Raw genomic sequence first — 13,437 nt, 5'->3', positions numbered from 1 at the left:
AATATGAGCGAGCAATTTTTCACAAACGTTGAAAAAATTAAATTTGAGGGTGAAAACTCTAAAAACCCATTTGCATTTCGTTATTACGACGAAAACCAAGTAGTGCTTGGCAAAACAATGAAAGAACATTTACGTTTTGCAGCCTGTTACTGGCATAACTTTTGTTCTACAGGGTTTGATATTTTTGGTGAAGGTACGTTTGACCGCCCTTGGATCCAACCTGTAGGCAACCAATTAGAACTTGCTGAACAAAAAGTAAAAGTGGCTTTTGAGTTTTTCGAAAAACTAGGCGTACCTTACTTTTGTTTTCATGATGTTGATATTGCTCCAGAAGGCAAAACACTACAAGAAAGCCACGATAACGTAACGCACATAGCTAACATTATCGAAAAAGAAATGCAGCGCACAGGCGTAAAACTACTGTGGGGTACTGCTAACTTGTTCTCAAACAAACGTTTTTGTGCCGGTGGTGCAACAAACCCTAATCCTAATACGTATGCATATGCAGCAGCGCAAGTTAAACATGCAATGGAAATTACGCATCGTTTAGGCGGCGAAAACTACGTACTTTGGGGTGGTCGTGAAGGTTATGACACACTACTAAATACAGACCTTGCGCAAGAAAGCGAGCAGTACGCACGCTTTTTGAAAATGGTTGTAGAGCACAAGAAAAAAATTGGTTTTAAAGGCACATTATTAATTGAGCCAAAACCACAAGAGCCAACTAAGCACCAGTACGATTACGATACAGCAACGGTTGCAGGCTTTTTACACAAGCACGGCTTACAAGACGAAATTAAAGTAAACATTGAAGCAAACCACGCAACACTTGCAGGTCATAGCTTCCACCACGAAATTGCCGTTGCTTGCGCAGAAGGCATTATGGGTAGTATTGATGCTAACCGTGGTGATATGCAAAACGGATGGGATACAGATCAATTCCCTAACGATGTAGCTGAGTGCACACTTGTCGTTTACGAAATTTTAAAGAATGGCGGTTTTACAACCGGTGGCTTCAACTTTGATACTAAACTTCGTCGTCAATCGTGTGAACGCGATGATTTATTCATCGGTCACATTGGCGGTATGGATACGATGGCTAAAGCATTACTCAATGCAGCAGCAATGATTGAAGGTGGCGAGCTGACTGATTTTGTTAAAAAACGTTACGCTGGTTGGAAAGAAGACCTAGGCCAAAGCATTTTAAAAGGTGAACAATCACTTGAGAGCCTTGCTGCGTTAGTACACGAAAACAACATCGATCCTAAGCAAGTTTCGGGCCGACAAGAGCTGCTTGAGAATATTGTTAACCGCTACGTATAAGGACATCGCCTCGGTTTTAAAGCCGAGGCGTACATCATTATGAACTTGTTAGAACAACTCAAAAAAGTAACCACGGTCGTTGCCGACAGTGGCGATGTAGAGTCAATCAAGGCCCTACAACCGGTTGATGCAACAACCAACCCCTCATTAATTTTACAAGCTGCAAAATTACCTCAATATAAACATTTAATTGAAGACGCTATAAGTAAAGCAGGAAGCGACGTTGATGCTGTTTGCGACCAACTTATTGTTAACTTTGGCTGTGAAATACTAAAAGTAATACCTGGGCGTATATCGAGCGAAGTAGATGCGCGTTTATCGTTTGATACCCAATCAAGTATTGCCAAAGGGCGTAAGCTTATTTCACTTTACGAGCAAGCGGGTATTTCAAAAGACCGCGTACTTATTAAACTTGCTTCAACATGGGAAGGCATTAAAGCCGCCGAACAATTAGAAAAAGAAGGCATTAAGTGTAATCTAACACTGCTTTTTTCGATGGCTCAAGCCGTTGCGTGCGCACAAGCTAACGTAACGCTTATATCTCCGTTTGTTGGTCGTATTCTTGATTGGTACAAAGCCCGCGATAATAAAGAATACACCCCAAGCGAAGATCCTGGTGTGCAGTCGGTTACAGGTATTTATCAGTACTATAAAAAGTACGATTATAAAACCGTGGTAATGGGCGCAAGCTTTAGAAACATTCAGGAAATAATCGAACTTGCTGGCTGCGATTTACTGACTATCTCGCCATCATTACTCAATGATTTACAAAGCCAAGAAGGTGAACTGGTTACAAAGCTTAACGCTGCAAACATTGCCAAAGCACCGCAAAGCGACATAACCCCACTCACCCACGAGCAATTTTTATGGCAGCACAACGAAGATCCAATGGCCAGCGAAAAGCTCGGTGAAGGTATTCGTAACTTTGCCAAAGATCAGCGTATTTTGGCTAAATTGGTTGAAGACTTACTAAACTAATTTCCCTCAAGCCTGCCACATAACGTGCGGGCTTTTTTAATTTTATTTGAGGTAATACATGACGCAACTTTCTTCTCGTGCGCCTTTTGCTAATGCCATTCGTGCACTCAGTATGGATGCGGTACAGCAAGCAAACTCAGGGCATCCGGGCGCACCTATGGGTATGGCCGATATAGCCGAAGTACTGTGGAACGATTTTTTAAACCACAATCCAACCGATCCAAATTGGCCAAACCGAGACCGCTTTGTACTTAGTAACGGTCACGGCTCTATGCTTATTTATTCTTTATTGCATTTAAGCGGGTACGAGTTACCACTTAGTGAGCTTAAACAATTTAGGCAAATGCATTCAAAAACCCCAGGTCACCCTGAATACGGTTATACCCCAGGTGTTGAAACAACCACAGGTCCGCTTGGCGCAGGTTTATCAAATGCCGTAGGTATGGCTATTGCCGAAAAAGCCCTAGCATCGCAATTTAACAAAGAGAGTTTTGATCTTGTAGATCATTACACTTACTGTTTTATGGGTGATGGCTGTTTAATGGAAGGCATATCGCACGAAGCATGTTCGCTTGCAGGCACATTAGGCCTGGGTAAACTTATTGCTTTTTGGGACGATAACGGCATATCTATCGACGGACACGTTGAGGGCTGGTTTACCGACGACACAGCTAAACGCTTTGACGCTTACGGCTGGCATGTAATAAAAGATATAGACGGCCACGACCCAGAGCAAATTGCAAGCGCCATTGCACAAGCCAAACAAGTGAGCGATAAACCTACCCTACTTTGTTGTAAAACCGTGATTGGTTTTGGCTCGCCAAATAAATCAGGCTCGCACGACTGCCATGGCTCACCATTAGGTAATGATGAAATAACTGCGGCGCGCAAATTTTTAAACATACCAAATGAAGCATTTAGTATCAGTGATGATATTTACGCCCATTGGGACGCTAAACAAAGCGGTGATAAAAAACAAAAACAATGGCAGCAACTGTTTAGCGACTACACCAAAAGCCACCCAGAGCTTGGCAAAGAATTTGAGCGACGCGTAATTAAACGCACCCTTCCTGACAACTTCGAAGCTATTGCAAACAACTATATTGCACAGTGCAACAAAGACGCCGCTAATATTGCCAGCCGAAAAGCCTCGCAAAACACCATTGAAGCCTTTGCCCCGCATTTACCAGAGTTACTGGGTGGCTCTGCCGATTTAGCCGGTTCTAACTTAACGCTGTGGTCTGGCTCTAAAGGCATAAGCGCAGATGACGCCAGCGGTAATTACCTGTTTTATGGCGTGCGCGAGTTTGGTATGAGCGGCATTATGAATGGCATATCACTGCACAGTGGTTTTATTAATTACGGTGCTACATTTTTAATGTTTATGGAATACGCCCGTAACGCAGTAAGAATGTCGGCACTTATGGGTATTCAAAATATATTTGTGTATACCCACGACTCTATTGGTCAAGGTGAAGACGGTCCAACTCACCAACCTATTGAGCAACTAGCCAACCTACGTATGACGCCAAACCTAGTCACATGGCGCCCATGTGACGCAGTAGAAACTGCCGTTTCGTGGAAAAACGCGATACAAAATCAGCAGCAACCTACAGCGCTTATTTTTAGTCGCCAAGGGCTAAACCACCAGCCACGCAGCGCTCAGCAAATTAGCGACATAGAAAAAGGCGGCTATATTCTTAGCGAAAGCAATAAAGCGCCTGAGCTTATTTTAATTGCAACAGGCTCTGAGGTTGATTTAGCAATGCAAGCCGCAAAAGAGCTGATAGCACAAGGCGTTGCAGTGCGTGTGGTATCAATGCCAAGCACCACATTGTTTGATCTACAATCAGACGATTACAAGCAAAGTGTATTGCCAAACTCGGTAGCAAACCGTATTGCAATTGAAACATCACACCAAGATTACTGGCTTAAATATGTTGGCTTACAAGGCAAAGTAATTGGTATGAGCACTTTTGGTGAGTCGGCGCCAGGTAATGTGTTATTAGAGCATTTTGGCTTTACCACCAAAAATGTAGTGAGCACCGCGCAAGCGTTAATTAAAGCGAACGCTTAATATTTAGTACGCGTAATGCGCTAAATAATCCAAACTTTATCCAATTAATGCGCTAAGCCTTTCAAAGCTCGGCGCATTTTTATAATTAACTAACAAAGGTGAACTATGAAATATTTACTATTAATTATACTTTTTAGTGCAAGTACTAGTTTTAACGCATGGGCAAGTGACGAGCAAAATGATGAACTAATGCTAACGATTTTTTTAAAGCACGACCAATCAAAAAACCTCTCTGAAATAAAAGAAATACTCAACAACGCTAACTTTTACAAACACTTCCCGCCAGAAGGCGCAACAGTAGAATCTTGGAAAGTAATGATGGGCATAGGGCAAGTTGTTACCTTGCGCTTTCCAGCAGCGTTATTACCAAAAGTAAATTTATCGATTGAACGTTATGGCTGGAGAGCCTACAGCACTGAGTTTTATCCAACATACGATCTGTACCCAATCGTAAAAGAAGAAATTAAAAAAGCCAGAACGAACAATTAAAAGAGTAACCAACATGACAACTTCAATTGTTCAATACACACTAAGTAATGAAGCAAACGACACTATTTCTATTATTAACTACGGTGCCCGGCTTACCAGCTGGATTACCCATGTTGATAATAAAAAACGAAATATTATACTTGGCTATTCTAATATTAATGACTATTTAAACGACACGTTTTACTTAGGCGCTGTAGCCGGCCCTTATGCAAACAGGCTAAGTAACGCCCAAATAAACATTGATGATAAAACCTATGTACTTAATAAAAACGAAGGCGTAAACCAACTTCACGGCGGCCAAAAAGCATTAAGCGACTTATTTTGGCAGCTCGATTATCATCAAAAAAATGCATTAAGTTTAAGTATTACCCTGCCTGATGGTTACAACGGCTACCCCGGTAAAACTATATTTAACGTGCTGTATACCTTTACCACTAACAGTAAAAACCAAAGTAATCTTGATATTAAATTTACGATTACCAGTAATAAAAAAACCATTGCAGGGCCAACAGCGCACCCATATTTTAATTTAAATGGCATTACTAACAGCGCACAAGGGCATACATTAAAACTGGCCGCCGCGCATTATACCCCCGTAGATACAAACGCCATTCCCACAGGTTTAATAGCCCCTGTAGCAAATACAACTTTTGACTACACAAATGCGCGGGTGCTTAATAAAACCGATAAACTCGATCATAACTTTGTAACCGAGCAAGTACTTAATCTGCAAACCAATAAGCAACACGCAACGCTTACAAGCGCTGATAAAAAAGTAATGCTGAGTGTGCTTTCTAACTACCCTGCTATTCAGGTTTATACAGGGCAGCATTTAAAAAGCCCGTTTAACCAATTTGACGGTATTTGCCTAGAGCCGCAATTTTGCCCTGACAGCCCCAATAACCCACATTTTCCTTTTAGCTATTTAACACCTCAAGTGCCTTTGCAAACGCATATTAGTTACTGCTTAACTAAAACCAATAAAAAATAGCTATTTTATAAACCAAAAAAGGATCGCTATTAAGCGATCCTTTGCGGGAGGTTAAATGTTTAGTGCGATTATAAATCGCTTACAAAGCTTTTAAGTTTTAGCTCACGGTCAATTAATAATGGGTAATCGGTGCGCCCTTGCATTGGCCAATCGTTGCGCCAAGTGCGTGCATCGCTTATGCCCCAAAAAGTAACGCGGCTTACTTTGTCGTCATGTTTTTTAAGTATGTCGAACACGGCTTTATAGCGCTCGCCTAACTGGGTGTTTACTTCACTAGGCAAACCATTCGGGTATGGGTTAAATCGCTCTTGCAGCGCAATATCTAACGAAATATCAGCCCCTTGTTCTTCACCTTCTGGGAATGGCAATACCGAAATATCAAGCTCGGTTATCATCACATCAATACCTGTGGCAGCGTATGCCACAATAGAGTCTTCCATTAACGAAAGCTCTGGGTTATCAAGGGAATAATGCGCTTGCATACCAATTCCATCAATTTGAATACCTTTATTTTGCAAGTTTTTAATAAGCGCAATTGCACCAGCTCTTTTTTCTGACTTAAACAAGTTATAGTCGTTGTAATATAACTTGGCATTAGGCGCTGCCTGCTTAGCGTATTTAAACGCATATTCTATAAAGTCGTCACCAATAATGGTGCTCCATTTAGATTCACGCAGTGTGCCGTCTTCGTTAAGTGCTTCGTTTACCACGTCCCATGCAAAAATACGGTTTTTATAGCGCCCTGCAACTGCATTAATATGGTTTTGCATACGCTTAAGTAATGCATCGCGGGTTAGCGGCTCGCCTTGTTCGTCTTCAAAAACCCAGTCAGGCGTTTGCGAATGCCACACTAATGTGTGCCCAACTAATTCTTGGTTGTTCTCTTGTGCGTACTGAACTAACGCATCAGCGGCTTCAAAATCGTAGGTTTCAAGCTCTGGGTGTATACGCTCCCACTTCATTGAGTTCTCTGGCGTAAAGGTATTAAATTGCGTTTTAGCCACATTTAAATCTTCAGGCAAAGCCCCTAATACTTGGTCGCGGCTAATCGCTGTGCCAATTTTAAAGTGCTCTTTAAATTGCGCTTTAAGCGTTAATTGCTCCGGCGCTTTTAATGTTGGTTTGCTTTGCTCTGCTGAGCTATTACAGCCAAGTGCAAGGCTAGACATTCCTAATAAGATAGCAATTGTAAGTTTATTTTTATGCATGGTTTACCTGTTGTTTATTTTTTAGTGTGCAACGTAAACCTAACACCATATAGTCCTTTTGACAACAACGTTTTATTGAAATAGACTGAACAAAAATGACACAGTACATATTCCTTAATCACACACTTTACTAGCAATAAAATTAGCAAGGATACACATGAAAAAAATAACAATAAAACGGCTTCTGTTAATTAGCGCATTTTTCGCCTCATTTATATTCAGCGCCCTAATTCGCGCGGAGCAAACCAGCACTCACGTGCCTATCTGGTATAAATTAAGCTTAACCCTTGAAGGCCCGCACACCAGCGAGCTTGCCACGCCTAACCCTTTTACCGATTACCGCTTAGACGCCACATTTACCAGCCCCACTAATAAGCAATATACAGTACCTGGATATTATGCAGCCGATGCAAACACTGCTCAAACACATGCAACAGCAGGCAACAAATGGCAGGTTTTGTTTTCGCCCAACGAGCTTGGCAAATGGCGCTATACACTCTCATTTGTTAAAGGCCGTAATATCGCAAGCGTGCCATTAAATACTGTTACAAATGAGCAATCAGCCGGATTTTTTGATAAACAAACAGGCGAGTTTAATGTTACCGCCGCCACTAAGTCATCCAGCAGTAAAGACTTTAAAAGCAAAGGTAAGCTTGAATACGTTAATAAACCTTATTTGCAGTTTAATGGCTCAAAAAAGTACTTTTTAAAAGCAGGGGCTAACAGCCCTGAAGTGCTGCTTGGCTTTTCAGGGTTTGATGCCACTCCCACAAAGCGTAACTACCAAGCGCATATAAAGCATTGGCAAAATAGCGACCCTACATGGCAAACAATCAATACAGAGACTGATAACAGTAGTCATCAATCTTCAAAAGGCATTATTGGGCTAATAAATTATTTAGCGTCGCTTAACATTAACGCGTATTACTTTTTAACCATGAACGCCTACGGCGATGGCGACCAAGTTTGGCCATGGCTTAGCAAAACCCAAACCACACGCTACGATGTATCTAAATTAGCTCAGTGGGATATTGTATTTAGCCACATGCAGCAAAAAGGCATAATGACTCACTTTGTAATGAGCGAAACCGAAAACGAATCACTGTTTGAATGGAACGAAAGCCAGCTTAAAAACGACTTTGCTGTTAGTCGTAAAATTTACTATCGCGAGTTATTTGCCCGCTTTGGCTATCATTTAGCAACCACGTGGAATATAGGCGAAGAAAACGGCTGGCAAGATCCAAGCGGCGACGATAAACAACAAAAAGCCAATACCACCAAACAAAGAAAGCAATTTGCCGATTACTTTCAATCACTCACCTACTATCCTGAGCATATTGTTGTACATAACGGTCCGTCGCTCGACTACCACATTTACGATAAACCAAACGACAACATTTTGGGCTACCCCGCCTACACAGGGGCAAGCTTACAAGGTGAACTTAAAACTAACACCACTTACAGCGATGTTTTAAAGTACCGCCAGCTTACTCAAAGCAACCCTCACCCGTGGGTGATCACCATGGACGAAGCCTATATTTACGAGTATGCAAACAATGTAGATACGTGGCGTAAAAGTAGCGTGTGGGCCACATTTATGGCAGGTGGCGCAGGTATTGAGTTTTATTTAGGCGGAGGCGGCGACCTTGTTGAACAAGATTTAACGCCTTACAAAGATTACTATTTAGCGATGACCAACGCCGTTGCGTTTTTTCAAAAATACGTGCCTTTTACAAAGCTTACACCCACCCCAGATCTTACAAAAACAGGCTGGGCGTTAAGTGATAACTCAACGTTTTACTTATTTTATTTTAGTAATGCAAGCCAAGCTCAGGTCACATTACCAAACGCGTGTTACACCCTCGACTGGTTTAATCCACGAACTAACAACTACGTAAACGGCAAACGCTTTTGTGTAAATACCGCAACGAGTACACAACTGGCAACACCACCCAACACACCTAACAACGACTGGGTTTATTTAATTAACCTAAGCGCTAAATAATAAGGATAACAACCATGAATCATTTAACAGTTAAACATTGTGTAACCGGCGTATTACTTACAACCGCAGCCACCATTGCATTGCCTGTAAACGCAGCAGATAAACCCACACAACTTACATCAGCTATTGTGAGTCAAAAAGACGCTATTACGGGCGTTGCGGTTATTAAACCTAATAACGAAATACACCCAGCCCACCAGCATCCTGATGAAGAATACTTAATGATTCTCGAGGGCTCTGGCACGTGGACGCTTAATGGCAAAAGCCAGCCAGCACGCACTGGAGATATTTTATTTGCAGCCCCTAATGACGTACACGGCATTTATAACAACGGCGATGTGCCGCTTAAATTTGTGGTAGTGAGGTATCAGGCTAAGTAGTTTTGAATGGCTTTTTGAGTTTTTTAGTGAAATAGACTAAGTGAATTATGCACAAAGAGGTTAAGAGGCGCTTCGCTTTTAGAGGAGAGGAAAACAAAACAGCCTGATATGAGAACAGGCTGTTTTGGGTTATTCATTATGAAATTTAATAAAAGAATTTTTCCCTTCATTAATATCATTTAGCCAAGCATGTGCGGTATCAGGATTTAAATGTGACTTCTTTTTATTTATGTTTTGAAGTAATTTCGTCAATTGATCTGCAGCATCCGAGTATTTGATAAAATGCTGTTCCATATTAAACTTTATTGGGTTCTTAGATTTAATAAAAGTGCCAGTGACTAACCCAACTTCTGGAAGTGCCGCTGTTATATGATTAAACTTATTCCAAGAATAACCTTTATTTAATATTGCCAACTTATTAACTAGTTCAAATCCTTTTTCATCAAGTAATTTACATCCTAAATCATATTCTACCTCCCATAATGACAGAAGTGACTTCTTACACTGTTGCAACGTTTGCTCTCCTCGTCGAAAGATATCAAAAACTCTATCTTCAACCTGATTTCCAAACGTATCTTCTTCATTTATTTGTATTTCATCAAATGAGTATTTGAGAACAATTAAAATAAGACATAACAGTGAAGAGCGATTCATCCCCCTACTTAATTCCATCTTTAAACAACTGACCCAGTTTGCATTAGAGCTTCTAAATAGCCCATCAATATAATCACTGGGAAAAGGGAATCCAATGCTTGGCATATTGAGACAAAAGCGACATGTAAAGTCCAAAATAATCAGCTTTTCTTTAAAAGTTTTACTTGGATAAATCTGCTCAGAGAAAGCTAATAGGCATGTATATTCAGTTCTAAGAGGATTATGTAATGTATTTAAATATGCTCTTTCTAATAATTTTAACGAGACAATATCATTTTTATTTTCATATATTTCAATTTCTTTTAATTGTTCAACAGCAAAAGCATGACCCTCTAATACTGACAACATGCTCACAGGCGTTTTATGAGAAACAATATTTTTATTATTGTAATAATAAAACTGTAAGTGAACACCATGACTAGTATCATAAGAAAGAACCGAACGCATTTCTCTATATTCGAAATACTCTCTTTCGTTAGACAATAGCAAATCGGTATGTAATTCTATCTCTGAGTGGTTAGTTGCAAATACCTCTATAGATTTTGTATTGCTCATATCATCAAGGCAGTTAATGAGCCTGATACTATACTCAAGTCCCCATATTGAGGCAGATGAATCAAGTAGATGTGTCGCCTCATGCAGGTATGTCTTCAAGAATAATATTTCTGTTTCGCTTAAGTTATTTGTTTGTTGTAATACAACCTGGCTAGCTCGTTGAGCTGGAATCATCATCACTTCATCATTTAACTCGATATAATGCAAAAAAAGTAATAATCACCTAAATTTTTGCTATTAAATACATTTTTACTCACTTAAATATCCATATTTATTTTTATAAAATCGAAACGATAGTACCAAATAAAAGCAAACCCGTTTCTAATTAAAAACAGCCCTATGACATAATTATAATACTTATGAATACAAGTTTTAGCTTTTATGGCTGTTCATTAATAAATTTCCCAAAAAAAATACTCGGCTTTGACTACACAATTCAGTTTACTGAACTACTTCAGCAATGGTTTTAATAACTGGCTTAGGGTTTAAATTGCGATCCCATAATAATGGGTAGTTTGTTCTATTTGGGATTGGGTAGTCGTTTTTCCACGACATACCATCGTGTAATCCCCAAAAGGTTACGCGGTCTATTTTATCCCGTTTTGCGTAAAACAGTTCAAACAAGGCTTTATAACGAGCGTTTAGTTGCGCTTCTACGTCGCTTGGCAAGCCATTTTTGTATGGGTCGAGGTAGGTTTCAAACTCTTCTAGCTGAAACTGCGGTTTCATCATATCGGTGCCGGTAATCTGCCCCTCTTTTGTTAACGGCAGCACGTCTATATCAAGCTCGGTGATCATCACTTTTATACCCAGCGCGGCGTAGGCGTCAATGGCTTGTTCAATATATTGCATTTTAGGAAAGTTAAGCCCCCAGTGCGCTTGTATGCCAATGCCATCGATTCGAATACCTTCTTTTTGCAGCATTTTGATCATACGTATAATGCCGTCTCTTTTTTCTGGTCGCCATGCATTAAAGTCATTGTAGTAAAGCTCGGTATTAGGTGAATACTGCTGGGCGTATTTAAACGCAGCTTTTACCATGGTATCGCCATCACCTACGCGGTTAACCCACACAGTTGGGCGATAAGAGCCGTCATCAGCAATTACTTCGTTAACTACATCCCACGCATCTACTTTGTTTTTATAGCGCCCTGCTACCAGCTCTATGTGTTTGCGCATTTGCTCAAGCTGCTCTGCTGGGGTATTTGGCTCATTTTTGCTATTTGTAAAAAACCAGTCGGGCGTTTGGTTATGCCACACTAAGGTGTGGGCTACGGTAAACATATTATTTTGCTTGGCAAAATCTATAAACGCATCTGCACCACTAAAATCGACCTTACCTTGCTGTGGGTAAATTACTTCTGCTTTCATGGCGTTTTCTAGTGTGACTGTATTAAATTGCTTAGCAATAATTGACTGCGCGGCGGCGTTTTTGCCTGTCACTATATCTTGATTTACAGCAACCCCCATTTTAAATGAGTCTACAAAGGTGTTTTTAAGGCCTTGGTCTTGTGCAGCGTTTACGCTTAATGATCCTGCAAGTAAAAGCAGGCTGAGTGTGTGTTTTTTATGCATGTGTGTGCTCCGTTGAATCGTTATTATTTTCGATAAATATCATACAACGAAAAAAATAAATGATATAGTCAAAATGACCATTAATTATAAATTAAACAAACCTGAGTAAACGTCTATGCTAAAAACACACAAAAAAACGCTAAGCTTAGTTGTATTAATGCTCTGTTTTAATAAAGCAGCGCTGGCACAACAACCCGAAAATACACCTTTGTTAAACACTGTAAACAGCCAAAGCAATGAGCAGTCGCCATTAATAAAGGGCGTAACACCCACACTTGTTAGTGACAATTTATTATTTTTAGAAGGCCCAACGTGGTCAAGCCAAGACAATGCGTTTTATTTTTCAGAAATGAACTTTGCTAGCTCGCAAGCACTTGGCCCTGATTCGACCATTTATAAATTAGTGCTGCCCAATACCCTCACCACTTATTTAAAACACAGTGGTACAAACGGCTTGTATGCCAAAGGAGAGAGCCTCTATACGCTTAACCATAGTACGCAATCGCTTTCTAAAATTAATATAAAAAGTAAGACCAATACCGTAATAGTCAATAAATTTGATGGGCTAAGCTTTAGCTCGCCAAACGATATGACTATGCATAAAAATGGCGATATATTTTTTACCGATCCTAATTGGCAACTAGGCGAACGCACTCAGCAAATGTCTTATACCGGTGTATATAAGTTAAGCAATACAGGCATACTTAGTTTAATTGACGCTACTCTTGAAAAGCCCAACGGTGTTGCGCTCTCGCCTGATCAACATACCCTTTATGTTGGCGACTTTAGTAACCGCGTAAGCAAATACACTATCGATGAAAACGGTGATATTTTACCGCGCGAAGACTTTATTAAAGTAACCTCACCCGATGGTATAAAAGTAGACTCTGCTGGCAATATTTACGTAAGCAGTCACAAAAAAGGCGTTATTAATATTTACACGCCACGCGGCTCACTTATCGATAAAATTGAACTTGGCCCTAATGTAACTAACCTTGCGTTTGGTGGTAAAAATCGCAAAACGTTATTAATAACCACCGCTAAGGGGTTATTTACGCTTGATGTAAAAGTAGCGGGTTTGGCTAATTAGCTAAATTAGTTAAGCAACGTATTAAAGAGAAAGTTAAGCTCACTCGTTAAGCACAAAAACCGGTGTAACTTAGTTACACCGGTTTTTTATTATCTAAGTTTTTTCTACTTAG

At 40.3% G+C, this 13,437-nt stretch carries 11 protein-coding genes; 8 read left to right on the top strand and 3 right to left on the bottom strand.

The annotated features are described in order from the left end of the window. Positions 1-3: 3 nt before the first annotated feature. The 5 genes from xylA to H5122_RS02500 all read left to right on the top strand — a co-directional run bounded on the left by xylA (position 4) and on the right by H5122_RS02500 (position 5,858). A complete protein-coding gene (gene xylA / locus H5122_RS02520) occupies positions 4-1,323 on the top strand; it encodes a xylose isomerase (RefSeq protein ID WP_182681201.1) in 1,320 nt (439 codons plus the stop codon). 36 nt (positions 1,324-1,359) lie between these two features. Then, positions 1,360-2,301: a transaldolase gene (gene tal / locus H5122_RS02515; protein ID WP_404936273.1), complete on the top strand. Its 942-nt coding sequence runs from the start codon at positions 1,360-1,362 to the stop codon at positions 2,299-2,301. Between the two features lie 58 nt (positions 2,302-2,359). Further along, positions 2,360-4,378 (top strand): transketolase, encoded by a 2,019-nt coding sequence (gene tkt / locus H5122_RS02510; RefSeq protein ID WP_182681199.1) that lies wholly within the window; start codon positions 2,360-2,362, stop codon positions 4,376-4,378. A 105-nt stretch (positions 4,379-4,483) separates the two neighbouring features. After that, the gene (locus tag H5122_RS02505; protein WP_182681198.1) at positions 4,484-4,867 is read left to right on the top strand and encodes a hypothetical protein; all 384 of its coding nucleotides are present in this window, start codon (positions 4,484-4,486) and stop codon (positions 4,865-4,867) included. Positions 4,868-4,880: 13 nt separating this feature from the next. After that, complete coding sequence (locus H5122_RS02500; protein WP_182681197.1) at positions 4,881-5,858, top strand: aldose epimerase family protein; 978 nt, start codon at positions 4,881-4,883, stop codon at positions 5,856-5,858. A 68-nt stretch (positions 5,859-5,926) separates the two neighbouring features. On the opposite strand, the gene H5122_RS02495 is transcribed toward H5122_RS02500, so the two are convergent. Continuing rightward, positions 5,927-7,066 (bottom strand): endo-1,4-beta-xylanase, encoded by a 1,140-nt coding sequence (locus H5122_RS02495; RefSeq protein WP_182681196.1) that lies wholly within the window; start codon positions 7,064-7,066, stop codon positions 5,927-5,929. A gap of 157 nt (positions 7,067-7,223) precedes the next feature. On the opposite strand from H5122_RS02495, the gene H5122_RS02490 reads away from it, so the two are divergent. Together H5122_RS02490 and H5122_RS02485 are read left to right on the top strand one after the other, a co-directional pair. Beyond that, positions 7,224-9,071, top strand: coding sequence for a DUF5060 domain-containing protein (locus H5122_RS02490; protein ID WP_182681195.1), 1,848 nt, complete (start codon positions 7,224-7,226; stop codon positions 9,069-9,071). 14 nt (positions 9,072-9,085) lie between these two features. Further along, complete coding sequence (locus tag H5122_RS02485) at positions 9,086-9,451, top strand: cupin domain-containing protein (protein WP_182681194.1); 366 nt, start codon at positions 9,086-9,088, stop codon at positions 9,449-9,451. 129 nt (positions 9,452-9,580) lie between these two features. On the opposite strand, the gene H5122_RS02480 is transcribed toward H5122_RS02485, so the two are convergent. Together H5122_RS02480 and H5122_RS02475 are read right to left on the bottom strand one after the other, a co-directional pair. Continuing rightward, positions 9,581-10,837, bottom strand: a complete 1,257-nt coding sequence (locus H5122_RS02480; protein ID WP_182681193.1) for a hypothetical protein — start codon at positions 10,835-10,837, stop codon at positions 9,581-9,583. Between the two features lie 264 nt (positions 10,838-11,101). Next, positions 11,102-12,235: an endo-1,4-beta-xylanase gene (locus H5122_RS02475; RefSeq protein ID WP_182681192.1), complete on the bottom strand. Its 1,134-nt coding sequence runs from the start codon at positions 12,233-12,235 to the stop codon at positions 11,102-11,104. Between the two features lie 115 nt (positions 12,236-12,350). On the opposite strand from H5122_RS02475, the gene H5122_RS02470 reads away from it, so the two are divergent. Continuing rightward, complete coding sequence (locus tag H5122_RS02470) at positions 12,351-13,325, top strand: SMP-30/gluconolactonase/LRE family protein (protein ID WP_182681191.1); 975 nt, start codon at positions 12,351-12,353, stop codon at positions 13,323-13,325. Positions 13,326-13,437 lie beyond the last annotated feature (112 nt).

The organism is Pseudoalteromonas sp. SG43-8 (assembly GCF_014164245.1).
GTDB classification, from domain to species: domain Bacteria; phylum Pseudomonadota; class Gammaproteobacteria; order Enterobacterales; family Alteromonadaceae; genus Pseudoalteromonas; species Pseudoalteromonas distincta.
The sequence above is the reverse complement of the archived record's forward strand: the minus strand, read 5'-3'. Positions and strand labels throughout refer to the sequence as shown.

Coding starts and splice junctions, on each gene's coding strand:
- H5122_RS02505 (WP_182681198.1), top strand. CDS start 4,484: ATGAAATATTTACTATTAATTATACTTTTTAGTGCAAGTACTAGTTTT.
- H5122_RS02485 (WP_182681194.1), top strand. CDS start 9,086: ATGAATCATTTAACAGTTAAACATTGTGTAACCGGCGTATTACTTACA.
- H5122_RS02480 (WP_182681193.1), bottom strand. CDS start 10,837: ATGATGATTCCAGCTCAACGAGCTAGCCAGGTTGTATTACAACAAACA.
- xylA (WP_182681201.1), top strand. CDS start 4: ATGAGCGAGCAATTTTTCACAAACGTTGAAAAAATTAAATTTGAGGGT.
- tkt (WP_182681199.1), top strand. CDS start 2,360: ATGACGCAACTTTCTTCTCGTGCGCCTTTTGCTAATGCCATTCGTGCA.
- H5122_RS02475 (WP_182681192.1), bottom strand. CDS start 12,235: ATGCATAAAAAACACACACTCAGCCTGCTTTTACTTGCAGGATCATTA.
- H5122_RS02500 (WP_182681197.1), top strand. CDS start 4,881: ATGACAACTTCAATTGTTCAATACACACTAAGTAATGAAGCAAACGAC.
- H5122_RS02470 (WP_182681191.1), top strand. CDS start 12,351: ATGCTAAAAACACACAAAAAAACGCTAAGCTTAGTTGTATTAATGCTC.
- H5122_RS02495 (WP_182681196.1), bottom strand. CDS start 7,066: ATGCATAAAAATAAACTTACAATTGCTATCTTATTAGGAATGTCTAGC.
- H5122_RS02490 (WP_182681195.1), top strand. CDS start 7,224: ATGAAAAAAATAACAATAAAACGGCTTCTGTTAATTAGCGCATTTTTC.